We start from the raw sequence: 24,895 nt of genomic DNA, 5'->3' as shown, positions 1-24,895 counted from the left end.
AGGGTAAGGCGATTCTGTCTTTGCCAGTTCCCCAGGTTGTATTGTTGGCCGGATTCTGCGAGCCAAGAAAGAAGTTGCCGACAGTCCAGGGATTGCTACCTGTGTTCTTCATCGTGACTCTGACTAAGTATTCTTGAGGGTCGGGTAGGCCAAAACTGCCAGGTCCGATTGGCAGCCAATTCTCCGGGGTGTTCGGGAAATTTGAGCAGGGCTCTAAGTAGAACATAGAAACAAACTGCGCGTCGTTGCCATTTACTGCGGTCGGTTCGACTGTCGCAATCAACTTCGTTCCCGCATAGATGTATTCCTTCGATGGGCTGCTTGAATTCAGGCTCGCCAGCGATACTGTTTGCCGTTGCTTCCCCTTTTTATCGAATGCGCCAGAGTTAGCCAGCATAGTGAAGGCTGCGATCAAGCTCAGCACGAAGGCAACAGCAATGACGACTTGGGGCTTGCGCCGACTCAGCAAACCTGACCGCTTTTTCTGGCGGTAGGAAAGAATGCTGTTTGAAGTTGCCGCCAAAGAAGGGTCAGTGCGTAGAACTCCGTCGCACGCGACGCCGCGAAGCGCGGTTCGATTCTGGGATTATTGATTGCCACGCCCGGCCTGCGTGAATTTGCCATGGGCTCGGTGCTTAGAGGGTGGCGTTTGTCTGACCAAATTTAATAAAGGAGAGTCGTTATGATCGTAAAGCAATTCCGATTCGTCGTAGAGTGCACTTTTGATATCGAAGACCTCACCAGCGAAGTGGTTCATCGCTGTCTAAAGCCTCTCCTCAACTACACAGATCTAATCAAGGATAAAGAGACCTGGGAAAGTGCAGATAGACAGAGACGACTCCTACACGCACTTCTGTTAGACAAAGCAGCGCTGGAGAAGTTTGTACGAAAAGAGCTTGCCTGGCGATTTCAAGACCTTGCATCTGAAGATATCGCACCGCAATTGGATATAGAAGAAGATTCGGAGGAAACAATTCTATTACCTATGATCGAACGGATGAGTCCGGAAGACGTCGCCAGTTTTGCGAGCTTGATGGAGAGTGATAACTGCATCATAGATTTGCTCACAGAGTGTTTCATTCTTAAGCTGGAGCGGGCGACAATAAGTGAGGTGAGCAGGTGATACTTGCGCTTGCGTTCTTCGTGTGGAACTAGATCCCGAGCTTAGACCTCCAGCCAGCCCTTAGTCTACCTTTATTAGCTATTCGCCACCGAGAAGCTGTAGGAGTGGGTAGTCGGCGCCTCTCTCACAAACGGCCGGTTTTGTTCTCGCCGGTTATCGCCTTGAGCTGAATTTTTATCCTGCCAATATTGCTCTGAACAGCTACCGGTATACCTTCGCCTTGATCGGCCGATGCGAGGCTTCGCATAAGGCCCGAGAATTCTTGACGGAGCCTCTCCAGCCTCACGTATAGGGTGTACAGATACCGCCTGGCGGACTCGACTCGCCCAGCGCATTCTGCTTCGGCGGCGCACAACTCGGCGATAGTTTTTTCGACCACCACCGCGCGATTTTGCAAATCTACCAGTTTGTCCATATCACCGGTTGCGGCAGTCTCCTGGATGTGGGTTTCCAGATCGCGCCGCTCTCCCCGGCGCTCTGCTAACAAGGCAAGAAGGCGTTCGAGCTTCTCCTCTGACTCCTGCAATGTCAATTGTGCTTTTGCAAGTTCGCCTCTGTTCTGTTCGAAACGTTCGGGCATACCCCTTGTCTCACTGATGATGATGCGATTGTGTCAAACGCTCGGGGGCTGGTGCTAACAGAGTAGCCAACGCGGACCGGGCCATCAATAGTAATTCTGGTTAGACCGTCCGGGCTTATTGCAATATAAGAGGGTAGTTTCCGGTTCAGTCGCGACGGGCGAACATCTTTGAGATCGAAGTTTACAACGATAGGCGCTCGTCTGGCGGCTGACCGTTGTATTTACGAGCGACTATGCTGATACCGGTGCGACGCCTACGCAATTCTGAAGTCCTTCGATGATGCGCCGCTTGACCTCTTCGAAGTCACCTTCGATACGACAACCGGCGGCGTTGCGATGGCCCCCGCCCCCGAATAGCTCCGCCACTTTGGCCACGTTGTTCTTGCCTTTCGAGCGAAGGCTTATCCGGTATGAGCCCGGCGCGAGCTCCTTGAAGAAGGCGACGGCTTCAACCTCACCAATCGATAGCGCCTGGTTGACGATGCCGTCAGAATCTTCTTCACAGGCACTGGCCTCGTACATAGTAGCGCGATCCACTGTGATCCACGCGATACGCCCCGATTCGTCGCGCTCGATGTTTGAGAGCACAAGGCCCAGCAGTTTGACCTTCGAAAAGGAGCCTGAATAGAACAGCGCTTGTGAGATGCGCGCAGGCTCGACGCCGAGGCGTACCAGCTCCGAGGCGATCTTCAAGGTTCGTTCGGTTGTGTTCGAGAAATGAAAGCTTCCGGTGTCGGTGAGCAATGCGGTGTAGATGCATTCGGCAATTTGTTTCGTCACCTCGACGCCCAGCGCTTTGCAGAGGTTGTAGATCATCTCTCCGACCGCGGCCGCTGTCGGGTCGATCCAATTAATGTCGCCAAAAGGACCGGTAGTGGAATGATGATCGATGTTGACGACGAATTGGTCCTTGAGGCCCGGCAATCCGGGGCGCTCAACGTCGCTGCATTCAATGATGAAGGCGGCATCGTAGCTCTCAGACACATCGTCCTGAACTATGACCAGATCCGATGCGGGCAGCACGTTGTAAGCCGGGGGCACACGATCGCGCAGAACGACTTCTACGTCTTTGCCGAGGTTTCTCAGCATCCAGTAGAGAGCAAGGCCTGAACCCAGCCCGTCCCCATCGGGGCGAATGTGCGACGTGATCATGAAGCGTTGCTGTTGTTCTATGAGCTGTACAACCTGACTAAGCATAAATTAACAATAGTCGCGGGCTTTTCTATCTTGGAGTCCAATTCTAGAATTTGATCGGAACCATAGGCTCTAAACCGGATCAACTGCCTCCGTCGGCGTAGCTGGATTCAGAAGCCTCCTGATCGGCCATACTCTGTCCTTGCTCCCGCGCCTTGGCTGCCTCCTCGCTGAGTAACTCTTCTATTCTCGCGGCCCTCACGTCAGCGTCGTCGTATACGAAGTGCAACTCAGGCGTGTGTCGCATTCTGAGCACCGCGCCAAGCTGGGCCCGGATGAACCCGCTAGCATGTCTGAGGGCCGCCAGTGATCCCTTCACTTCTTTTTCGTTGCCGAGCACGCTTACGTAAACTTTCGCGGTTCGCAAATCCGCGGTCAGCTTTGCGCCGGTGACCGTGACAAAGCCAACTCTGGGGTCCTCGACTTCGCCGCCGATTATCAGGCTGAGCTCTTCCTTGATCTGTTCGGCAAGCCGTTCAGGCCTTCTTCCCGGCATACGTCCCCTCAGTCAGCTATCGAGGTGAGAATCAAACTAAGTATGCTAAACGGAAACCGCCTAACATGCAACCGAATCACTTTCCATTTTTGATTTGTCATTTTTCATTGATTGGCGGGTTACAATGCAAATGACAAATCAAAAATGGAAAATGGAAAATGGAAAATGGAAAATGGCGTCGGGTTCCGCGATCCGAAAGATCACAGTTGGGTAGGAGCCACTTCTTCTGTCGTGTAGGCCTCGATCACATCTCCAGCCTTGACGTCCTGGAACCTTTCTAACGCGAGGCCGCATTCGAAGCCTTGTTTCACTTCGCTCACGTCGTCTTTGAATCTTCTCAGCGAATCTATTTTGCCCTCGAAGACGACAACGCTATCGCGCACAATGCGAGCGGTCGTGCGGCGTATAGCCCCGTCGGTGACGTAACAACCTGCAATCTGTCCAACGCGCGGCACGCGGAAGACCTGGCGCACTTCGGCATGGCCGGTGATAACCTCGCGCTTGGTCGCCTCAAGAAGGCCGAGCATTGCGGCGCGGATCTCCTCCTCGATCTTGTAAATCACCGTGTGGAGGCGAATATCGACGCGCTCGGCTTCGGCTATCTCGCGGGCTCGCGTCTCGGGCCTCACGTTGAACCCGATGATAACCGACGCGCGGTTCATGTCATTGGCGGATGCGGCGGCCAGCATGACATCCGACTCGGTTATCGCGCCAACGCCTGATCTGATGATTCGAATCTTGACCCGCTCAGTCGAGAGCTTATTCAAGCCGTCGCGTGCTGCTTCGACCGAGCCTTGCACGTCGCCCTTAAGAATGACCAGCAGTTCCTTGACCTGATTCTTATCCGAGAAAAGCTGTTCGAGCCCGCGCGCCGACGTGCGCGCGATTGCCGCTTGCCGGGCTTGCATCTGCCGCTGAGAAGCGATGTTCTGAGCTTGCGTCGGGTCCTGCACAACTTGAAGCTGATCCCCGGCATGAGGCACGCCCTGCAAGCCCAGCACTTCAACGGGTGTTGAGGGGCCTGCGCGCTCGACTGGCCGCCCGCGGTCGTCAAACATCGCTCGCACCCGGCCAAACACCTGTCCTGCTATGAACGGATCGCCGACCTTCAGCGTGCCCTGCTGCACTAGCAACGTTGCAACCGCGCCGCGCCCGCGATCGAGTTTGGCCTCGAGCACGACTCCACTCGCCAGCCGATCGGGATTGGCTTTGAGTTCCAGCACATCCGAGGTCAGCAAAATCATCTCGAGCAATGAGTCAAGATTCTGCTGCTTCTTTGCAGACACCTCGACCATCACCGTCTCGCCGCCCCAGCCGTCCCACTGAAGTCCGCGGTCGGCCAGTTGCTGCTTGACGCGATCGACTTGGGCCTCGGCCTTATCAATCTTGTTTATGGCTACAAGGATCGGCACTTCTGCCGCGCGGGCATGATCTATCGCCTCCAGGGTCTGAGGCATCACGCCGTCGTCGGCCGCAACGACCAGCACGACCACGTCGGTGACTCGAGCGCCTCGCGCGCGCATCATCGTAAACGCTTCATGGCCGGGCGTGTCCAGGAACACGATTCGCCGCTTCGTTTCAGCATTATCCGGATCGGCGACTTCGACCGAGTACGCACCGATATGTTGGGTTATTCCGCCGGCTTCGCCCTCAGCGACGTGCGTCTTGCGTATTCCGTCCAGCAATGAAGTCTTGCCGTGATCGACATGCCCCATCACGGTGACCACCGCGGCGCGCGGTACGGTCCCTTCATCGCCCGACTCGATGATCTTCTCTTCTTCGGCGTCGCTGATCATTTCTTCAAACGGGACAAACGCCGCGTCGTAGCCGAACTCTTTGCCGATCTCTTTGGCGATGTCCTGATTCAGGCTCTGGTTTATAGTGGCCATCACACCGCGTTGGAGCAGCATTTGGACCACGTCCTTCGCCTTTACGTCGAGCTTTTCGGAGAACTCCTTTACGGTTGTGCCCTCGATCAGCTTCAAAGGTCTCAGCTCGGTGAAGACCGGTCTGGCCTTGGGCTGCATGATCGTGCCCGGTCCCCGCATGTGCCGCGGCAGTTCTACGTGCTTTCCTTCTTCGTGACCGAACTCGCCGGGCCCGCGTTTTCCGCGGCGCGTGCGCTTACGCGGCCGGCCGGTATCTTGAGGAACGTAGGTCGTTCGAGGTCGCGCTGCCGGCACGCCGGTTTCTGTAACTATTCCGCCCTCTGTAGCCACCGCACGGACGCCGCCCGCGGCGCCAGGATAAGCGGGCCCAACACCCGAGCGCCCGGAAGAGGGTGGCGGTACGCCTGGCCGGGGTCTCATCACGCGCACCTGTGAAGGCGGACGCTGCGTGGGTGGGATCCCAGGAAGCGGCCGCGCCGAAGGCGTACCGGGCCGAACCGGCTCCGCAACCTCTGATTCAACTTCCTCGGTAGGCGCCTGCGCGGTCGCGGTCGGCTGCGGTTGGGGTGTGGCTTTTAGGACGCGGACCTTCGGCCTCGGCGACTCCGAGGTGGCCGGTTCCGTCGTAGGCTCCTGCTGGGCCGCTACGTATGGCCGGGACTCGGCTTCAGGCTCCACTGGTTCAGGCGCAGCCACCACCGGCTTGACGTGCTTGACCAGGCGAGGGCCCGCTTGCGGAGCGACCTTCTTTGGAAAGTACTTGAGGCGAATCCGTTCGGCCACCTCATGCGGTACAGTGTTGGAAGGTACACTTACATCTATGCCCTCGCGACGCGCATCCTCGAGGACCTTCTTGTTGTCGAGCTTCAGCTCTTTCGCGAGATCGTAAATTCTTATCTTTTGTGGACTCGTCGGCATAGTTGATCTGAACTGCGATTCCGGCGCGCGGCTTCAATTCGTCAATAAATCCGAAGAACTCTTCAATGCTCCAGCTATTCGTTCTTGTGTCGTTCATCGTCGCCGCCAGCACGGTCCGTTTCTGTATCGCTCTCTGTCTCTGATTCGGTTTCCGGGCTCGCCTTGGGCGAGAGTTCGGCTGCAGCCTCGGGCTCTTCGGTTACTTGAGCTTCAACAGCCTGTTCTACGGCGTCCGATTCAATGCCCGCTTCAGGAACCTCTTCCGCAAGCTGCTTTTCTTGGGCTGGCTGGGCCGTCTCTTCGACGCCAATCTCTTGAGCTTCGAAGCTCTGAGGTCGCAATAATTCTTCTTCAGCGATCTGCTCTTCTTGAGCGAGAGCTGCGGGCTGAGCCGGTTCTTCGACGCCAAGCTCGCTAGCTTCGAAGCTCTCGCGAAGCAAAGGTTCTTCAACCGTTTCGCCGGGCTCTACGGCCTCCGGGGTTGCGGCGACAGACTCGTCGGTTTGGGGCTCGGTCGCAGCCTTCAGAGAAGCCTCTTCCGCCTCGCGGGCTTCTCGCGTTTCGCGAGCGTGCTTTTGAGCGAGCAGCCGATGCGCTCTCTCGAGAATCTCATTGGCCTGGTCGAAGCTTACGTCGATCGCGTCCACAAGTTCGTCCACCGAGACTAACGTTAGCTGGTCGATCGTCTCGATGCCGCGGTGTCTCAAGCGCTCAGCCGTGATCTGATCGAGCGCCAGGCTATCGCGTATGTCAGTCAGCGTAGCCTCGCCGCCAGCCATCACAGCTTCAAGCTGCGCAGCCGCAGCGCGAGCGGCCTCTTCTGCGCTGCGTATATCGATGTGCCAACCGACAAGCTTGGCCGCCAGCCGCACGTTCTGTCCCTTCTTTCCGATGGCGAGCGAAAGCTGATCTTCCGGAACCGTCACCGTCAGCTTCTTCTCTTCGAAGCTGTTTATCTCGACCTTCGAAACCTTTGCCGGCGAAAGCCCGTTGGCGGCGAACACCGCCGGGTCTTCGGCCCACTCGATGATATCGATGCGTTCACCGCGCAGTTCGCGAATTATCGCTTGCACGCGCGAGCCCTTCATCCCAACACACGCGCCCACTGGATCAACGTCGCGTTCAGTGGAGATCACCGCGATCTTAGCGCGGTCGCCAGGCTCGCGAACGGCGGCCTTGATCTGAACCGTGCCGTCGTAGATCTCGGGTACTTCCATCTCAAACAGGCGCTTGACCAATTCCGGCGATGTGCGTGAAACCTCAACCTGCGGGCCCTTAGTGTCCTTCGAAACCGTGTTGATTACGACCCTGATGCGCTCACCTTGACTGAACGCCTCGGCGCGCGACTGCTGGGTCTTTGGAAGGACCGATTCGATCTTGCCTAGATCGACGATTATGCGCCCGCCCTCGAACCGTTTGACGAAGCCATGCACCAGCTCACCGACGCGACCGATGTATTCATCGTAAACATTATTGCGTTCGGCCTCGCGCACTTTTTGAAAGATGATCTGCTTCGCTGTTTGAGCGGCTATGCGGCCCAGTTCTTCGCGAGGCTTCGGGAATTCCAACTGGTCTCCGACCTCGGCGCCCTCGACTCCCATCGCTTCAACGTCCGCAAGGCTGATTTCGGTAGCGGGGTCCTGAACTTCATCGATCACGGTCATAAGGGCGAACAGCTCGACGTCACCCGACTCGTGATTGTAGCGAGCGCGCAGATCTTCACCGGTCTTGAACTGCTTACGCGCAGCAGTCACCACTGCATCCTCGATTGCCGAGATGATCACCTGCGGGTCAATACCCTTCTCCCGGCTGAGAATGTCTATGGTCTGCGGAATCGGACTCGTTGACATAATTCCCCTCGAGGAGTCCGTAGTCCGTGGTCCGCAGTTAGTTGCTGCTGTGAATTGCGAGCAACCTGGCTACGGACTACGGACTACGGACCACTAAAACTCGTGTTCAACATTCGCCCTTACGACATTTTCGTAAGGCACCTCAATCTGACCTCGCCTGTCGGCATCAAGACAAACGTTGTCGCCAACAAGGCCTATCAGCTTGCCGCGAAAGTTTCGCTGGCCGTCAATAGGCTGAGACGTCCTCAGCTTGATCCGGCTTCCCGCGAATCGCTCGTAATCTGCCTGTTTGTAGAGGCCGCGCTCTATCCCAGGCGACGAAACCTCAAGGAGGTATCGATTCGCGATCAGGTCTTCTACATCCAGCAGCGTTCCGACTTGCTTGCTGACCGCCTCGCAATCGCTGTGGCTGACGCCGCCAGGTTTGTCGATGTAAATGCGCAGCACGAAGTTGTTGCGTGGGCCGACCCTCTCCCAATGGACTAGCTCGAGTCCCTCTCGCACCGCAACACGCTCGATGATTCTGCCAACCTGCTCTCGGTCAAACTCGGTCATTGTCACCAAGAAAAAAAGTGGGCCAAACCCACTCTCTCAGCAAGCAGAACATAATACCGTCACGCTGCCGCAAAAAGCAAGTACGGCAGCCTTGCACTTAAATGCTCTCACGCCGTAGACTGACAGGCCGCATCCTTGATGCTCGGCACTCGATTGGTTAGTCGACCGACGTCCGGACATCCTGACCCCGTGGCTGCAAGCGCAGCCGCGACGCGCGTAAATGGCGACTTACAACGAAAAACCCAAAATCATCGAACACTACGACTTCTTGAGCCCTTACTATCGCGCCTTGTGGGGCGAGCACCTGCACCACGGCTTTTGGGAAACAGGAGCCGAGACAAAAGAAGAAGCCCAACTAGCTCTCACGGCTCATCTCGCCGAATCGGCTCAGACGCCGAATGGGGCTGTCATCCTGGATGTTGGGTGTGGGTTCGGAGGCAGTAGCATCTATTTGGCCACCAAGTACCAAGCTACAGTCACTGGAATAACCATATCTCCAGTCCAGGCAGCGATGGCGCAAGAAGCCGCTGCCAACGCAACCGCGAAATTTCTGGTCATGGACGCCGACGACATCACATTGCGAGACAAGTTTGATGTGGTCTGGTCTATTGAGGCGATTTCTCACTTTACTAACAAGCCCGGGTTCTTCATCCGAGCAGCGGAGTTATTGAAGCCCGGCGGGACTCTGGCGTTAATCGACTGGTTCAGGCAGGAACACCTTCCGGCGGCCCAGCATCGGGCCTATATCAAGCCGATCGAGCGTGGGATGCTTGTAGAACTCAAGACCATTGCAGACTATGCTGAAATGATCCGGGCCGCAGGCTTGGAGATCACGCATACCAGCGATTTGAGCGAGCGGTGCTCTAAGACCTGGGAAATCTCCGCGAACCTCATTAAGAACCGAGCGCTGTGGCGGGTAGCAAGCGAGCAGGGCGCTGAGTTCATTCGCTTCCTTCGATCGTTCAGCGCAATGAGGAAAGGCTTCGCGTCGGGCTGTTTCGTCTACGGGATGCTCGTCGCGCGCAGGCGATAGTTCCAGCAAGCTAAACGATAGCAAGCAAACCACGAGCAAAGTCGTTTTTATTGACAACGGATACACCCTGCGTGATAATCGCATTCGATAACCCCAAGCCAACGACAGTCCCCGCGAATCATCTTCGCTAGTGTGGGAGGAACAAGGTGGAAAAGGAGCGTGAGGTTCGGCTGCGCCGACGAATAGAAGAGATGGTACGAGCTCGCGTGGGTTCGCTCGAGCAAGACATCAGCAAGCTACAACGGGAAGTAAACGAATCATTCAACCGGCTGCTTGAGCAGACCGATGTAGTCGCTGCGATGCCCGGCGAGGATGAGGCATTCACGCAGATAGCCGCTGAAGTGACTGCGCAAGTCGACCAGGCGGGTGCGGAGAGCGTAAGGCTCGGCGCGGACATCGCCTTGCTCAGAGATTCAGTGACTGAGCTTGACGAGCAACGCACTCAAGCTGACGTGCTGAATGCGCTCGTAGCGCGCGCTGCGAACTTCGCGCCGCGGGTCGTGCTGTTTGTGGTCAAGAGTGGTAATGCGGTAGCGTGGGCGGCTCGCGGATTGGACGATGGTGCAGGCAACAACTCGGTAAGAGGGATGTCAATCCCTTTGCAGTCAGATACGGTTTTGCGTGTTGCGCTCAATTCGCAGCAGACCTTCTACGGCTCGCCCGATTTGCATTCCGAGAACCAAGTTCTCTTCGGACGACTTGGCACTATTCATCCGCAGCGTGTGCTCACCGTTCCGTTAAAGGTGCGAGGTAAGACGGCGGCGCTGGTTTATGCCGACTCGGCTGATCGCGGGGAGGTCTCAACCAACGTCGAAGCGATCGAGCTGCTAGCTCACACGGCGGGTCTGGTGGTCGAACTTGTATCCCTTCGCGCCAGAATGTCAGAAGGGACACAAGCTCCCAAACAACAGACGCCTGCGCCTCCGGCCGCTGAGCCCGCTGCCACCAGCGCAACCGTGCGATCAGGCGCGCTTCCCGAGACTCCCCGTGCGTCGTCCGATTTGACGCCACAACCGGGACCCTCCGGTGATCTGCAGCCACCCGCCGCGCCGACCTATTTCAGGCCCTCTGTGGAGCCTGCCGTGTCAGCCGTTCAGTCCGCGGCTTCGGAGCCTTCGGCGTCTGGCGCGCTTGGTGAAGAAGAGAAGGCACACAACGACGCGCGTCGATTCGCTCGATTGCTCGTGAGCGAGATAAAACTCTACAACGAGCAAAAGGTTGCAGAGGGGCGGCGAGGCGGCGATTTGTACGATCGGTTGAAAGAGGACATAGACCGCAGCCGGCAGATGTACGAAAAGCGGGTGACTCCGAGCGTCGCCGCCAAGTTCGATTACTTCTATGACGAGCTCGTCAGCACATTGGCGGAAGGCGACCCGTCCAAGCTCGGCTCCGACTCTCCCGGTCCAACCGTATCAGCCAGAACGTAGCATAGACTTTATTAGTCTGTGTCCGGCGCTTGCGCTTACGGCGGAGTTACCCGGCACAGACTAAAAGTCTGCGCTACGCGGCGGCCTGGTTAGTTTGATTTCCACGAACCCTTTCGCAATAATCCCCATCAGCCCCGTCGCATACCGCTGGTCGAGGAGTTTTCCATGCTCAGTCCAATGCGCACTAGCCGTCCTTTGATGAACCTTCAAAGAGGCGTCGCTATCGTTGTTTTAGCTTTGCTGACCCTCGTCACTCCGATGACGGTGTCGTGTCAGCGTGGCCTGGCTGAACCCGACAGCGGCATCGAAGAGCTTCGTGAGTTGGTGCGTGGCGCGTCCGGGCGACCGGCTGTGAGTGATCTGACTCGCATCGAGGCGCGATACCCGCGAACGCGAGCTGCGTCGCTCGCTCGTTTTCTGCGAGGCTACCTTTACTACTCATCGCAGAACTATCAGGCTGCGCTGGAAGCTCTAGATGCGCGAGCCATAAGTGCGACGACCGCGCTCGGCGACTACGCGTTCTTTTATCGCGCCGAGAACGAGGCGGCGAGCGATGCGAAGAGCGAGGCGCGCCGCGACTACGGCACGGTTTACGCCAAGTATCCAGATTCTTTGAAGGTTCGCGAGGCAACCCTGCGAGCCGCCGAGATGGCCGTCGCGCTCGGGAATCCTGCGGGCGCAATCAAAGAGCTGGCGCGAATGGTTGAAGCGAACGACGCGGATGCGATTTACGTGACGGCACAAAGCTACGAGGCAATGGGGAAGACCGTTCAGGCGATGACGTCGTATCGCCGGATTTACTACGAGCTGCCCGCGACCAGCGCACGCGTACAGGCCGAAGCGAGGCTCAGCGCGCTCAATGCGTCACCCAAAGACAACCCCGGTTCATTTGCGGAGGAGCGCATACGCGCCGACGCGCTTTTCAACGCGAGACAGTTTGCCGAGTCCGCTGGCGCATATGAGCAGTTGCTCGCGCGTTTCCCTGAAGCGGACCGCATCGATGAGATTCATCTGCGCCGCGGCGTCAGTCTGATGAACAGCAAACAGCCTGCTCCAGCAGTAACCGCGCTCATGCGAGTGAACGATCGCAACCCCGAGCTGCGCGCTGAAGCCATCTTTCATCAGGCCGAAGCGTTACGTCGCGCGAGCCGTTTCGCGGAGTCTTCGCTTCTGGTCGATCGCATGCTCAGTCAGTATCCGAAGAGCCGGTGGTCGAGAGAAGCGCTTTACAATCTGGCGGCTTACTTGAACAAGCAGGACCGCGAAGCTGAAGCGGCGAGCCGCTATCGGCAGTTGCTGGCTTCTTTTCCAAAGAGTCAATATGCGCCCGAAGCTTCCTATAGTCTTGGTTGGTTTGCGTACCGGTCAAAGAACTATGCCGACGCGGCGCGAATACTCGAGCAACACCTCGCGAGCTACCGTTATCCCGACACCAAGTTCATCGGCGAGGCTTGTTTGTGGGCAGCGAAATCCGAGGAGCGGCTTGGACACAAATCGCGGGCGCTTGCCCTGTACGATTTCGTCAACGAGCGTTACCGCTACGGTTATCACGGGTACGTCGCCGGTCTTCGCTCGGCCGCATTGCGCAAAGCGGAACCGGCGCTCAGGCCCGAGCAGCCCGGGCCAGGCTCCGACCTCGAGAGTATTCACGCCAATGTTACCTATTTTGAACCCGCCCGTGAAACAGCCGACGGGTCTGAAGCCGGGCGCATCGCGAAGGCCAGTGACCTCGAGGTGATCGGGCTCGACGAGCTCGCGATCAAAGAATTGAACAAAGCGCTGGAGGCCGCGCCCACGTCGCCGAAGATCAACCTTCGGCTGGCCAGCCTATACTCGCGGCGCGGCGAGAGCTTTCAAGCGACGCTCGTTCTGCGAAAAGGTTATCCCGATCTGTATTCTTACCGCGAGTCAGACGTGCCGCGTGAAGCGTGGGAGATTTTTTTCCCGCTGATCGCCTGGAGCACGATCAAGCAAGAGGCAAAACGCTATGGGATCGATCCGTTTGTTGCCGCCGGATTGATTCGCCAGGAGAGCGTTTTCAACCCGAACGCCATTTCGCGGGTAGGAGCTCGTGGGCTCATGCAAGTTATGCCCGCAACCGGGCAATTGATCTCGAAGCGGCAAGGCAACGGCACGATAGCCGCGGCTGACCTCTACAATCCGGCGCTCAACATCAAGCTCGGAATGAACTACCTCGCTCAGATGCTCGGGCAGTTCGGGCGTATCGAGTACGCGGCGGCGGGCTACAACGCGGGGCCGGCGCGAGCGCAGCGGTGGATCGCCGAGCGCGGCTCGCTGGACATCGAAGATTGGATCGAGAGCATCCCCTTCTCCGAGACGCGCGGATATGTTCAAGGCGTTCTTCGCTACGCCGCGAACTATCGAAGGCTTTACAAGGAGTGATGATTCTCCAGAACTCACACTTGCTCGTGGCAAAAGCATTGACCGAAGTGGCGCTCAGGACGTCGATGTTGCGGAGAGATTTTTTGACTCTGCGCCGCCTCTTTGTCCTCGACGCCTCTTTGCTAAACCGGCTCTCGGCAACTGCCTGCCTGATCGTCCTGCTGGCATGCGCGGTCGCGCAAACAAAAGCGCAGCCTCAAAAGAATCCCAGATCATCCGGCGGAAAGACCCCGGTGGCGGCTCGTGCGCGCACCGGCGCATTGAAAGTAATCACGGGACACCCCGCCACGGTTGTCTTCATCAACAACGTTCGTCACGGAGTCACCGCCGACAACGGCGAGCTTGATCTTCCACGCGTGATCGCAGGTTCGCACCCGGTCCGAGTGAGAACGGTTGGCTACGCTGATTGGAGGGGGTCAACTATCGTTGCCGCCGGCGGAAGTAGAACCCTGAAAGTAACTCAGCAGCAAACCAGTGACGAGCCTACGTTGCGCTATCAGAAGGCGGAGGCGCTCCGCGACAAAGGTAAGAACAGAGATGCGGTTGAGGAATACAAGCAGGCTCTGGCGCTGCGCTCCTTTCCTGAAGCGCGAATCGGGATGGCGCGCAGCTTGATCCCGTTGCAGGAGTTCCAGGAAGCCGAAAAACAGATTCAAGCAGCGATCAAGACTGGCGGCGGTACGCTAATAGAAGCGCAGACTGTGCTTGCTAATCTCCGTCGCCATCAGGGGCTCGGTGACGAATCGATCGTTGAATACAGAAAAGCGCTTCGACTTGCGCGGGGGAATTCATTCGAAGCCCACATCGGCCTGGCTATCGCCCTGAATGAACAAGGGAGCGTCGATGAAGCGGTCAAGGAATATCGAATCGGAATAATCCAAGACATGGAGACCGAGCCGATTCTCTACTATCAGCTTGCGGAGATTCTCGAAAAAGCCAGCCGCAACAAAGAGGCGATTGAAGCATATCGCCATTACTTGCGGCTCGACCCCGAGGGCGAATATGCTTCCGCGGTTGAATCGATCATCGAGCAACTGAAGCAGGAAGTTGAGAAGAAATAATGGAAATCGTGGCAAGTTGGATGAAGCAGGGAATACGGCAGGGTTTGAAGCAGGGTCGGCAGGAGGGCGAGATCACACTTGTACTGCGGCTGTTGACTCGCCGCTGCGGCGAGCTTGGTCCTAGCTTACAGTCGCGGATTCGCAAGCTGCCGCTCAACAAGGTCGAGGCGCTCGCCGAAGCGCTGCTTGATTTCAAAGCCGCCAACGACCTCAAGAATTGGCTGGATGAAAATGAAGGCAAAGCCAAGTCCAGCCCTGTGACTCGAAAGACTCGCCAGGCAAAATCATCGAAGCGAAGCTAAGAGCACTAAACCGCGATGCCCAAACAGATCATATCCCACAAAGCAGAACAGTTCACCGAATCCGTCATCCGCGAAATGACCCGGCAGGCAAACCTCTACGGCGCGATCAACCTCTCGCAGGGCTTTCCTGATTTCTCCGCGCCCGAAGAGATAAAGCTCGCCGCTTGCGACGCGATCATGGCCGACGTGAATCAGTACGCGATCACCTGGGGCGCGAAGAAGTTTCGAGACGCGATTGCCGAAAAGTCTTCGTGGTACCTGGGCCTCGAAGTAGACCCGGAGCGCGAGATCACTGTCACCTGCGGCTCAACCGAGGCGATGATCGCTGCGCTGATGGCGATCGTGAATCCGGGCGATGAGGTGATCGTCTTCGAACCCTTCTATGAGAACTACGGACCTGACGCGATACTGTCGGGCGCGACGCCTCGCTTCGTGACATTGCACGCACCCGACTGGTCATTTGATCCGGACGAGCTGGCAGCGGCCTTCAATGACAACACCAAGGCAATCATCATCAACACTCCGAACAACCCGACCGGAAAAGTCTTCAGCCGGGAAGAGCTTCAAACCATTGCCGAGCTTTGTCACAAGTGGAACGCCATCGCGATCACCGATGAGATCTACGAGCACATCCTGTTCAACGACAAGAAGCACATCGCCATCGCAACGCTCGAAGGCATGCGCGACCGCACAATCACGATCAACGGGCTTTCGAAGACTTATTCAGTCACCGGCTGGCGAGTCGGCTACACGATCGGTCCGCCTGAGATCACTCAAGCGATTCGAAAGGTGCATGACTTCCTCACTGTAGGCGCAGCGGCTCCATTGCAGGAAGCGGGCGTGCATGCTTTGAGACTACCTCGGTCATACTACGATCATCTGCAAGCGGACTACACTGTGAGGCGCAATCGACTGCTGCCGGTGCTGAAGGATGCGGGCTTCCTGTGTTTCGATCCGGATGGGGCTTACTATGTGATGACCGACATCAGCGCATTCGGCTACAAGGATGACGTCGAGTTCTCCAAGTTTCTGGTGAAAGACATCGGCGTCGCGGTGGTACCGGGAAGCAGCTTTTATCACGAGCCGGAACTGGGCCGCACTCAGGTGAGATTCACGTTCTGCAAGAAAGACGAAACGCTGTCGGCGGCAGAGGAACGACTGCAAAGACTGAAGTGGATTGCGCGGTGAGTTTGAATTACTCTCTGAGAAACGTCATTCTCTTTACGGTCACTTGTACCGTGTCATTGGCGTCGATCTTGTCAGGCATCACCAGACTTAGAATGATTGCTCCTCGATTCTTCACTTTACCTTGTGTGGCCACAATGAATTTCCCCGGATTGTCTGCCGGAAAAGGACTAAAGCTGCCCAGGTATGTTTTCTCATCGCCCAACTGATAGCGTACTTCAAATGTGAGGGAATGCAATTTTGGGTTGACGATCTTAGCCACTTCTACCTGAACAAACTTGCAGCCTTCCTGGACCATATCCTTAGGTTCAATCGTCTGAACAATACTTGTTGTTTTAGCATCCAGGTAATACAAGGTATCGCTCTTAACCAGCCTACCCCCATTGCACGCAGCGCCACACATCACGACGAGGAACAAACAACAACACGCTCTACGAAGCGCCCCTTTTCCTGACATGATTACTCCAAACTGCCTTTTCCTACTGGGCACTATTTATCACCACAGGCGTGACAATAATCTCGATCTTGTCCAATGCCAGTTGCGTATCCTCTTTTTCAAACTTTCCAGCGAAGGGCGCAGCCACCAACTGGACCGATATGGGGCTGCCGTCCCTAAGCTCTTGATTTCTCTTAAGCCTCTGTAACGTGTCGGTGATGTTCACCAGGAACTTCGGCGCCGGGTGCTTATGTCCACCGTGATCGGGCGCGTCTGGCTGTTCGGTCCCAAAAAACGAGAAGCTGCCGGCGTAGTGCGGATCATCGATGGGAGTGGCGACACTGGCGTTCGGCAGATTGATGAATACCCGAACAGCAAAATCGCTGCTGGCGGGGAGCTGCGCGTACTCAATGCTAGCGAATATTCTTTCCTTCGCCACATCACTATTAATGATACCGGCGAAGTCGCCGGTGGACAATCTTGTTTCCTTCGAGAAAGGCCTTGCGATACTTATGGCCGTTTTTTCAGCAAGCTGAATTCTCTGTTTGATGTCAAACCGGATGTCTGCGCCCGCCCTGATTCTCTTTTCAACCTTTTGAAACTCACTCTTGGTCTTGATAGCTGCAAGCGCCGGCGAGCTGCCAATCGCGCTGCTTTCGTATTGGTAACTAAGCAAGGGCATGATCGTCGTAAGTCCCGCGGTTGTCGTCGCGGGATTTCCATCAGCATCTACGAACTGACCATTGTCGGTATTGACCCACGCCGGGTCATTCGTATTGTTGTTTCCTAAGTCGATGTTCCACTTCGCCCAACAATAATCAATCATGCAGTGATGCATCCAGAAAAGAGGATCCTGTGCCGAGGAGAAACCGCCCAGCGTACCTCCAATGTGGGTATGCACATTGTTGTGCGGTGTGCCCTCTAACTGCTGCCGGAAAGTGAAAAAATTTGTATCCGCGAAGATGGGATCCAGCGCGGCCGTCGTAGTGGTTCCAGCACCAGTCATTGTCGTCCGTGTTCTTCCCAGAAAAAGAACACTGCTTGCGTCCAAAAAGGCGGGATGGATATCGGGATTTTGATTCCAATTCCAATAAGGCAATCCAAAATGTGCGTTGCCCGTGAGCTTTTGGCAAATCTTTTCGAAATAGAAGAGGTAGCCTCTGTGCCAGTCGAAGAAATGATCGGTGCCATGCTCGCAGAAGTTAAACCCGGCGGCGGTGCCATGTATCGCAGCCTGATTGTTCCAGCTTCTCTGGTCGCCTGCGGCTAAACCCTTCATTAATGTCACCGCTTGTCTATAGGTATCAATATCCGCGTCCACTTCCGCCGAGCCAGTTCGCAACCGCCGCCTTGTGGGTCTGTTTCTAATGGCTTCGGCTAACTGTTCACAACCTCCCATGGTGCTCATAAGGAGTCCAATACTGACGAACCCAAGGCCCTTGATAAAAACGCGCCTGTTTACGTTTGAAAATGATAGAGTCTCCATCGCGTTCCTCCTTTTCCGGGTTGAAGTGAAACTCACAACATAGGTATACCTGGGTTGGCTGAAAGTCAAGGAGTTCAGTGTCACTCATACTACGCAATCGCGGCTCATTCCAGACCTTCTACTGACCTTATCTGCTCCGTTGATTTCAAGTGTCGAAAAGAAAGAGGTATGCGCCCCCCCGGCCAATAACAAAGTCGATATCAAGATAGACGATATTCAGTCAACGGCTGCGGGTTGGACACACGATCGGCCCGCCTGAGATCACTCAGGCGATTCGCAGGGAGACACGACTTCCGAACCGTACGCGCCGCAGGGCCATTCTAGGAAGCCGGTGTTCGAGGGTAGTGACGACCTCGCCCGCGCTACGATAATCTGCAAGCGGATTACGCTATGCGGCGGAAAAGACGCGGGCTTCCGCTTCTGCGATCCCGGATGGTGTTATTGCGTGATGACCGACATCAGCGCGTTCGGCTACAAGGATGACGTCGAGTTCTCCAAGTTTTTGGTGAAAGACATTGGCGTCGCGGTGGTGCCCGGAAGCAGCTTCTATCACGAACCGGAACTGGGCCGCAGTCAGGTGAGATTCACGTTCTGCAAGAGAGACGAAACGCTGGCGGCAGCAGAAGAGCGCTTGCAGAAACTAGAATCGATAGCGCGCTGAGCAGCGCACAAGGCCTGCGCCCAATGTGCCAATGGGTTTTGCAAAGCAATGCCATATCCCCTGGCCCTCGCTGTATTTCATTTCGAGTTCGTATTCATCGAGTGTTGGGAATTCGGGATCATGAGGACACGTCTCCTGGGGGTCAGGCTGGGGGTCAGGCTTGCCATTGTTGATATTTGGCAAACCCTCAAGAAAGCCCTGATCACCAAGCTGCACCGAGTGACGCTCAGCGACGGCTCGAAGCGACGTCCGCTGCTGCGTCGAGTTCGACTGTTTTCGAATCTGTATCGGTTGTGGGTTGGCGATATTTCTTCCAAGCTCGGTAGTTCTTGGGGATATCCACCTTCTTCAATCGTCCCCAGGCGCTTACCGCTTCGTCTCTGGTTGCGTTCCTTTCCGCTTCCAGGAAGTCAGAGATGAAATTGATATATCGGCCCGAAGGAGCTTGAGGAAAGGCGCCTTCCATCTGGTTCAACTTAACATATTGTTTCACCAAATCTTCGTAGGTGATATCGACGCCCTTATCGATCTGCTCATCTCGCCAACGGTTGAGTCGATAGCTGGCTCCTGATTTTTGTTTTAGACCTGGGGCGATCTTCAAGGCTTCTTTGACAATGAAATCCTTTGTCTCCTTGTTGCTGGTGTAGTTGACAACTGGAAGTCTTAGATTGAGTCCTTTTTCGATATCTGTGACTCCTGATCTTGAGAGACTATTTCTGGTCGGCCCTTTTACCTCACCAGTTCGCAAAAAGAGCCTGATCAAATCTTCGAGCTCGTCCTTGCGAAGTCGTGACGCCAAGGGGATGCCAATTTCATCAGCGAACGCCTTTACTTCAAGTGCATGCCAGTATCCATTTTCAAACTGCTCCTTCGACAGCTTTGGTTTCTCAGGCATCTTCTCGCTTCTCCAGCCCCGACCGAAACGCTCCCCGGGTACGGTCCCCGCCTAAGGGAGCTGACGCCTCGCTAGAAGCGCACCGGTCGCGGATCGGTCAGTCACCAAGCTGAGCGCGCGCCGGGGTTCTCACCAAGTCGGTCATCAGCGAGACCATTTCCGGTTCACTGCACAACAGGTCCTTCAGCGTAGTCTTTGTCAGCACCTGATCAACCGCAGTCTGCAACGCTTGCCACAGCGAACGAATGGAACAATCAATCGAATGTGTGCAGAGGCTTTCAGCACCAGCGTGACGTTCGCAAAAATCAGACTCGAATAAGCGTCCCCCCAGCAGCGTGAGCGCTTCGCCTGTCGTGATCTGCTCGGCGGGGCGTGAAAGCGTGTAGCCCCCGGTTGCTCCTCGTGCGCTGGTGACCAGTCCTCCTTGCCGCAGGATGCGCATCAACTTGGCGACGTATTCGGGTGAGATTCCTTCCGCACGGCTGATCTCGGGAATGGTCAGGCTGCCGCCGTCGCCCTGCGCTCCGAGCCGCAGCAAACATCGGAGTCCGTATTCTTCCTGTGCGCTCAGTTTCATCTGTACAACCTCCGAACGGCGCGATTCGCGACCCGTGAGTTGGGGATGATCATAAAACTTGGAAGAGTCACAGGTCGGGAAGGGTGGTTTACCCCCGCTTCCTTTGAAACAAGATCTCTTCCAGACTCTTCACCGACATCGTTAGCAACAGGCGAGCGGGGGTAAACCACCCTTCCCGACCTGTGAACCTTGCCAATGATCAAGCGGGGGCAAGCCCACCTTCCCGACCTGTGATTCTTCCCTGTTCTAGAATCAATCGTTGTGCACCACTCATAACGCATCAGAACATTCCAAGCTGGAGCTTTGCCGCTTCAGACATCTTTTCCATGCCCCACGGTGGGTCCCATACCAATTCAACCTTCGCCGCGGTCACGCCCGGAACGGACCGCACTTTTTCTTCGACTTCTCCCGGCAGGCTGCCAGCGACAGGGCAACCGGGTGACGTGAGCGTCATCTTGATATTCACTTCGCCGGAAGGCTGAACGTCGATTCCGTAGATCAACCCAAGCTCGTAGATGTCAACCGGTATCTCGGGGTCGAAGCACGTATGCAACGCCGCGATGATCGGCGCTTCGAGATCAGTCGGCGCGTGGAGACTAGTCGACTCCTCGACAGCCGCCGCTTCGAGATCAATCGGCGCGTCGATACTACTTGGCGCTTCGATATTCGGCGCTTCGACATTGCTAACTTCTTGCTCGCTCATCTCAGCCCTCTTCGATCTCTCTCGGTTTTACCCAACCGAGGAGTCACAAACCAGAAACCACAAACTAGAAACCAGAAACCAATCTGACTTACTCAGTCGAAATGACCTCGCCCGCGCCATTCAGAGCGGCGCGTAGAGTGTGCCACGACAGCGTCGCGCACTTGACGCGAATCGGGAATTCGCTCACACCTGAAAACACCGCCAGCTTCCCCAGCTCGGGCGCGTCGAGTTGTGCCGGCTGCCCCGTCACTAGATCGTGAAATGTCTGAAAGAGTTCTTCTGCTTTGGCGCGCGTCTTTCCCTTTAATGTCTCGGTCATGATCGAGGCCGATGCAGTGGAGATCGCGCAGCCCGCCCCTTCGAAGCTGATGTCCTTAAGAATGTCATCGTCCATCTTGATGTAGATCTTCACCTTGTCGCCGCAAAGCGGGTTGTAGCCTTCTGCGCTTCGGCTGGGCCCTTCCAGCGCCCTGAAGTTTCGCGGCCTTCTCCCGTGATCGAGGATCAACTCTTGGTAAAGATCCCGGAGATCGGTCATCAGCCAAAGACCTCCTTGACCTTGTGAATCCCTGCTACTAGCGCGTCGATCTCTTCTTTGGTGTTGTAGAAAGCAAGCGACGCGCGCGCCGTAGCAGGTATTCCGAAACGTTCCATCACCGGCATCGCACAGTGGTGACCGGTCCGAATGGCGATCCCTTCGCGATCGAGGATCGTGCCCACGTCATGCGGGTGAACGCCTTCGAGGACGAATGAGAGAACGGCGGCTTTGTCTTTCGCGGTCCCGATCAGTCGCAGCCCCGGGATCTGTGAGAGCGCCTCGGTCCCATACTCTAGAAGTTCGTGTTCATATCTGGCGATTCTCTCGAGTCCAATCTGATTCACATAGTCGATCGCAGCCCCGAGCCCGATCGTGCCGGCGATGTTCGGCGTGCCCGCTTCAAACTTGTAAGGCAGCGTATTGTAAGTCGTCTTCTCAAACGTGACGGAGGAGATCATATCGCCGCCCCCTTGATATGGAGGCATCGCGTCAAGCAGGCTGGCCTTGCCGTAGAGCACTCCGATTCCAGTCGGCCCGTAAACCTTGTGGCCAGAGAACGCGTAAAAGTCGCAATCAAGTTCTTGCACGTCGAGCTTCATATGCGGCGCTGCTTGCGCGCCGTCGATCATCACCGGAACATTGTGGCGATGGGCAATCTCAACGATTCCCGGAATCGGGTTAATCGTGCCCAGAGCGTTGGAGACATGCACCAGCGACACGAGTTTCGTTCGCTCGTTCAGGAGCTTTGCAAAATCTTCAAGGATCAGCTCGCCGTCGTCGTTGATAGGGGCGACGCGAAGCCGCGCGCCTTTCTCTTCACAGAGAATCTGCCACGGAACGATATTCGAGTGATGTTCCATCGCGGTGATCAGGACTTCGTCTCCCGCTTTCACGTTTGCGCGGCCGTAGCTGTTAGCGACCAGGTTAATGGCTTCCGTTGTTCCTCTAGTGAAGATTATTTCTTTTGACTGGGCGGCGTTTATGAAGCCTTGCACTTTGGTCCGCGCTTCTTCGTATTGCTGCGTAGCTCGCTCGCTCAAGATGTGCACGCCGCGGTGGATGTTCGAATTGTCAGTCGAATAGTAATGCGTCATCGCATCGAGAACACCGGCGGGCTTTTGGCTTGTGGCGGCGTTGTCCAAATAGACGAGCGGCTTGCCATAGACTAACTGCTTCAGGATAGGAAAGTCTTCTCTAATAATGTCCGCGTCGAAGGAGAGCGCCTTCGTATGTTGCTCTGAAGCTAATATCCCGCCTGTCGCCTTCATTATTCCTCCTCAGAAAGAGTTCGTAGTACGGCCTTTAGGCGGAAGTTTTTTGTACTTGGTCAAAGCGCGCAGCGAACGCTCCAAAACTTCCGCCTAAAGGCGGTACTACGAACTCATGATTCCTCCAGGTGCGTGTGTGTGGCTGGCATGCGCGCCACCAGCGCGCATTCAAGCCGGACGCGAATCGCGTCAAGCTTCATCCTGTTCAGCACGTCATCGGCGAAGCCATAAGTCAAAATCGTTCTCGCCTCGTCTGGACCTACGCCGCGAGAGCGCAGATAGAAGACCGAGTCCTCATCCAGGTGGCCGATGCTCGTCCCGTGCGTGCATTTCACATCGTCGGCGTTGATCTCGAGCTGAGGCTTGCTGTTGATCGTCGCGCCCTCCGAGAGCAACAGATTCTTGTTACTCTGACGGGCATCAGTCTTCTGAGCGTCCTTGCGAACTACTATGCTGCCGTTAAAGACTGCGGACGATTTGCCGCCAAGGATGCCCTTGTAGAGCTCGCGGCTTGTGCCGTGCGGCTTGCAGTGGTCGACGACGGTGTGATTGTCGACATGCTGCCGGCCACCGGTAACATAGAGACCGTTAAGCGAGCACTCGATCCCGGAACCGTCCAATACTGCGTTGAGGTCGTTGCGGACCAGCCCGCCGCCCAGCGTGATCGTGTGAGACGTGAAGTTGCCGTTGCGATCTTGATGGACCTGCACGGCGCCGATATGGAACGCCTGCTTGCTCTCGTGCTGGAGCTTGTAATACTCGACTACGGAGTTTTCGCCTGCCACGATCTCCGTCACGGCGTTGGTGAAGTAGACGCTGTCTGAAAGGCCGATGTAGCTCTCGATGATTTGGGCCTGGCTGCCGCTTCCCGCGACGATCAAGGTACGAGGATATATGACGGTGGGAGCCTCGCTTTGAGTCGCGACGAAAATCAGATAGATGGGCTTGTCAAGGATCAGGCCTTTCGGGATCTCGACAAACGCGCCGTCTTGCATGAAGGCCGTGTTGAGGGCGACGAAGGCGTGATCGTGATAGCTGGCATAACGCGCGAGGTGAGTCTCTATCAGCGCGGCATCAGTCCTCAGAGCGGCCGCAAGGCTTGTTACCCGGGCGCCTTCCGGCAAAGCATCGATGCACGATAGCTCGACGGAGAAGTGCCCGTTGACGAACACGAGTCGATGGCAGCTCGTTCCAAACGCGACGTCAGCCAGCGGCGTGCTCGCAAGCTCCTCGATAGTCAACCCGTTCGCTTCATGTCGAGCCGGCCGGAACGCGAGCTTCGCAATGGGCGCGACGCTTGTGAACTTCCAGTCTTCGAGCTTGCTTGTCGGAAAGCCCAGCTCGGCGAAGCGCTCGATCGCGGCCTTGCGAATCGGACGCGTCCACGCCCAGTCGCCGGCCGTCAGCTCTTTCTCCAACTGCGCGAAGGTCGAGACGTAGATGTCTTGTTTTTCCTTGACTCCGATCATGTCAAAGACGCTCCCGACTTCACCGGCTGCGCGCTTTCCTCCAGCCAGACGTAGCCTTTCTCTTCAAGCTCGAGCGCCAGTTCCTTGCCGCCGGACTTGACGATGCGGCCTTCAGACAACACGTGCACATAATCGGGCACGACGTAGTTCAGCAGCCGCTGATAATGCGTCACAAGTATTATCGCGCGATGAGGGAGTCGCAGTGCGTTGATGCCGTCAGCGACCGTCTTCAGCGCGTCGATATCGAGACCCGAATCGGTCTCGTCCAGAATGGCGAGCTTCGGTTCGAGCACCGCCATCTGAAATATCTCGTTGCGTTTTTTCTCGCCTCCCGAGAATCCGTCGTTCACCGGACGATTCATTAAGGTCTGGTCCATATCGAGCGACTTCATCTTCTCGCGCACCATGGTGAGGAAGTCCATCGCATCAAGCTCGTCGAGTCCGCGATGTTTGCGTATCGCGTTGAGCGCGGCTCGCAGAAAATACATATTGCTCACGCCCGGAATCTCAACCGGATACTGAAACGCCAGGAACACGCCTTCGCGGGCGCGCTGCTCCGGAGGCATTGCGAGTAAGTCTTTGCCCTCGTAGATCACCTCGCCTTCGGTAACCTGATAACCGTCGCGTCCGGCCAGCACGTGAGCCAGCGTGCTCTTGCCCGATCCGTTCGGGCCCATGATCGCGTGCACTTCGCCCGCGTTCACCTTGAGGTTGATGCCTCTCAGGATTTCATTCTTATCGACGCTTACATGTAGATACTTGACTTCGAGCATTGTTCCCCCAAGGATTGCCGATTTGCCGATTGCCGATTGCGGGATTTCAACGACGCGCGCTCACTCGGCAATC

At 56.3% G+C, this 24,895-nt stretch carries 24 protein-coding genes; 8 read left to right on the top strand and 16 right to left on the bottom strand.

What is annotated here, in order from left to right:
• Positions 1 to 523, bottom strand: a 523-nt coding sequence (locus AABO57_24170; protein MEK6288826.1) for a hypothetical protein, incomplete at its 3' end; no start/stop codon positions are given.
• Positions 524 to 682: 159 nt separating this feature from the next.
• Between AABO57_24170 and AABO57_24165 the strand changes: the two genes are divergently transcribed.
• Positions 683 to 1,123, top strand: coding sequence for a hypothetical protein (locus AABO57_24165; GenBank protein ID MEK6288825.1), 441 nt, complete (start codon positions 683 to 685; stop codon positions 1,121 to 1,123).
• A 124-nt stretch (positions 1,124 to 1,247) separates the two neighbouring features.
• Here AABO57_24165 and AABO57_24160 read toward each other — a convergent pair whose 3' ends face one another.
• The 6 genes from AABO57_24160 to rimP all read right to left on the bottom strand — a co-directional run bounded on the left by AABO57_24160 (position 1,248) and on the right by rimP (position 8,605).
• Positions 1,248 to 1,703 carry a hypothetical protein gene (locus AABO57_24160; GenBank protein MEK6288824.1) on the bottom strand — a complete coding sequence of 152 codons (456 nt, stop codon included), beginning with the start codon at positions 1,701 to 1,703 and terminating at the stop codon, positions 1,248 to 1,250.
• 231 nt (positions 1,704 to 1,934) lie between these two features.
• Complete coding sequence (locus AABO57_24155) at positions 1,935 to 2,855, bottom strand: bifunctional oligoribonuclease/PAP phosphatase NrnA (protein MEK6288823.1); 921 nt, start codon at positions 2,853 to 2,855, stop codon at positions 1,935 to 1,937.
• A gap of 124 nt (positions 2,856 to 2,979) precedes the next feature.
• Entirely contained in the window at positions 2,980 to 3,393 is a 414-nt protein-coding gene (gene rbfA / locus AABO57_24150) for a 30S ribosome-binding factor RbfA (protein MEK6288822.1), read from the bottom strand.
• Positions 3,394 to 3,593: 200 nt separating this feature from the next.
• On the bottom strand, positions 3,594 to 6,200 hold the full coding sequence (infB, locus tag AABO57_24145) for a translation initiation factor IF-2 (GenBank protein ID MEK6288821.1): 2,607 nt from the start codon (positions 6,198 to 6,200) through the stop codon (positions 3,594 to 3,596).
• A 74-nt stretch (positions 6,201 to 6,274) separates the two neighbouring features.
• The gene (gene nusA / locus AABO57_24140) at positions 6,275 to 8,050 is read right to left on the bottom strand and encodes a transcription termination factor NusA (GenBank protein ID MEK6288820.1); all 1,776 of its coding nucleotides are present in this window, start codon (positions 8,048 to 8,050) and stop codon (positions 6,275 to 6,277) included.
• A gap of 93 nt (positions 8,051 to 8,143) precedes the next feature.
• On the bottom strand, positions 8,144 to 8,605 hold the full coding sequence (rimP, locus tag AABO57_24135; GenBank protein MEK6288819.1) for a ribosome maturation factor RimP: 462 nt from the start codon (positions 8,603 to 8,605) through the stop codon (positions 8,144 to 8,146).
• A 220-nt stretch (positions 8,606 to 8,825) separates the two neighbouring features.
• Between rimP and AABO57_24130 the strand changes: the two genes are divergently transcribed.
• The 6 genes from AABO57_24130 to AABO57_24105 all read left to right on the top strand — a co-directional run bounded on the left by AABO57_24130 (position 8,826) and on the right by AABO57_24105 (position 16,019).
• A complete protein-coding gene (locus AABO57_24130) occupies positions 8,826 to 9,638 on the top strand; it encodes a class I SAM-dependent methyltransferase (GenBank protein ID MEK6288818.1) in 813 nt (270 codons plus the stop codon).
• 146 nt (positions 9,639 to 9,784) lie between these two features.
• Complete coding sequence (locus AABO57_24125; GenBank protein ID MEK6288817.1) at positions 9,785 to 11,065, top strand: GAF domain-containing protein; 1,281 nt, start codon at positions 9,785 to 9,787, stop codon at positions 11,063 to 11,065.
• Positions 11,066 to 11,230: 165 nt separating this feature from the next.
• Entirely contained in the window at positions 11,231 to 13,468 is a 2,238-nt protein-coding gene (locus AABO57_24120; protein ID MEK6288816.1) for a transglycosylase SLT domain-containing protein, read from the top strand.
• Positions 13,468 to 14,529 carry a tetratricopeptide repeat protein gene (locus AABO57_24115; protein ID MEK6288815.1) on the top strand — a complete coding sequence of 354 codons (1,062 nt, stop codon included), beginning with the start codon at positions 13,468 to 13,470 and terminating at the stop codon, positions 14,527 to 14,529. Before AABO57_24120 ends, AABO57_24115 begins: the two co-directional genes overlap by 1 nt.
• Positions 14,529 to 14,831: a DUF4351 domain-containing protein gene (locus tag AABO57_24110; GenBank protein ID MEK6288814.1), complete on the top strand. Its 303-nt coding sequence runs from the start codon at positions 14,529 to 14,531 to the stop codon at positions 14,829 to 14,831. Before AABO57_24115 ends, AABO57_24110 begins: the two co-directional genes overlap by 1 nt.
• A 15-nt stretch (positions 14,832 to 14,846) precedes the next feature.
• Positions 14,847 to 16,019 carry an aminotransferase class I/II-fold pyridoxal phosphate-dependent enzyme gene (locus AABO57_24105; GenBank protein ID MEK6288813.1) on the top strand — a complete coding sequence of 391 codons (1,173 nt, stop codon included), beginning with the start codon at positions 14,847 to 14,849 and terminating at the stop codon, positions 16,017 to 16,019.
• A 7-nt stretch (positions 16,020 to 16,026) separates the two neighbouring features.
• Here the strand turns inward: AABO57_24105 and AABO57_24100 are convergent, their stop codons facing one another.
• Positions 16,027 to 16,473 (bottom strand): hypothetical protein, encoded by a 447-nt coding sequence (locus tag AABO57_24100; GenBank protein MEK6288812.1) that lies wholly within the window; start codon positions 16,471 to 16,473, stop codon positions 16,027 to 16,029.
• A gap of 22 nt (positions 16,474 to 16,495) precedes the next feature.
• Positions 16,496 to 17,938 (bottom strand): tyrosinase family protein, encoded by a 1,443-nt coding sequence (locus AABO57_24095; GenBank protein ID MEK6288811.1) that lies wholly within the window; start codon positions 17,936 to 17,938, stop codon positions 16,496 to 16,498.
• A gap of 331 nt (positions 17,939 to 18,269) precedes the next feature.
• On the opposite strand from AABO57_24095, the gene AABO57_24090 reads away from it, so the two are divergent.
• Entirely contained in the window at positions 18,270 to 18,599 is a 330-nt protein-coding gene (locus AABO57_24090) for a hypothetical protein (protein ID MEK6288810.1), read from the top strand.
• 226 nt (positions 18,600 to 18,825) lie between these two features.
• Here AABO57_24090 and AABO57_24085 read toward each other — a convergent pair whose 3' ends face one another.
• The 7 genes from AABO57_24085 to sufC all read right to left on the bottom strand — a co-directional run bounded on the left by AABO57_24085 (position 18,826) and on the right by sufC (position 24,822).
• Positions 18,826 to 19,494 carry a hypothetical protein gene (locus tag AABO57_24085; protein ID MEK6288809.1) on the bottom strand — a complete coding sequence of 223 codons (669 nt, stop codon included), beginning with the start codon at positions 19,492 to 19,494 and terminating at the stop codon, positions 18,826 to 18,828.
• A 97-nt stretch (positions 19,495 to 19,591) separates the two neighbouring features.
• Positions 19,592 to 20,071 carry an Rrf2 family transcriptional regulator gene (locus AABO57_24080; GenBank protein MEK6288808.1) on the bottom strand — a complete coding sequence of 160 codons (480 nt, stop codon included), beginning with the start codon at positions 20,069 to 20,071 and terminating at the stop codon, positions 19,592 to 19,594.
• Positions 20,072 to 20,351: 280 nt separating this feature from the next.
• A complete protein-coding gene (locus tag AABO57_24075) occupies positions 20,352 to 20,774 on the bottom strand; it encodes an SUF system Fe-S cluster assembly protein (protein ID MEK6288807.1) in 423 nt (140 codons plus the stop codon).
• 88 nt (positions 20,775 to 20,862) lie between these two features.
• Positions 20,863 to 21,312, bottom strand: a complete 450-nt coding sequence (gene sufU / locus AABO57_24070) for a Fe-S cluster assembly sulfur transfer protein SufU (protein MEK6288806.1) — start codon at positions 21,310 to 21,312, stop codon at positions 20,863 to 20,865.
• The gene (locus AABO57_24065; GenBank protein MEK6288805.1) at positions 21,312 to 22,580 is read right to left on the bottom strand and encodes a cysteine desulfurase; all 1,269 of its coding nucleotides are present in this window, start codon (positions 22,578 to 22,580) and stop codon (positions 21,312 to 21,314) included. The genes sufU and AABO57_24065 overlap by 1 nt, the downstream gene beginning before the upstream one ends.
• A 113-nt stretch (positions 22,581 to 22,693) precedes the next feature.
• Complete coding sequence (gene sufD / locus AABO57_24060; protein MEK6288804.1) at positions 22,694 to 24,049, bottom strand: Fe-S cluster assembly protein SufD; 1,356 nt, start codon at positions 24,047 to 24,049, stop codon at positions 22,694 to 22,696.
• Entirely contained in the window at positions 24,046 to 24,822 is a 777-nt protein-coding gene (gene sufC, locus AABO57_24055; GenBank protein ID MEK6288803.1) for a Fe-S cluster assembly ATPase SufC, read from the bottom strand. The genes sufD and sufC overlap by 4 nt, the downstream gene beginning before the upstream one ends.
• Between the last annotated feature and the right edge of the window lie 73 nt (positions 24,823 to 24,895).

The sequence above is a fragment of the Acidobacteriota bacterium genome (genome assembly GCA_038040445.1).
Taxonomy (GTDB): Bacteria; Acidobacteriota; Blastocatellia; order UBA7656; family UBA7656; genus Onstottus_A; species Onstottus_A frigus.
Note: the sequence above shows the minus strand (reverse complement) of the source record. Positions and strands in the feature narration are given on the sequence as shown.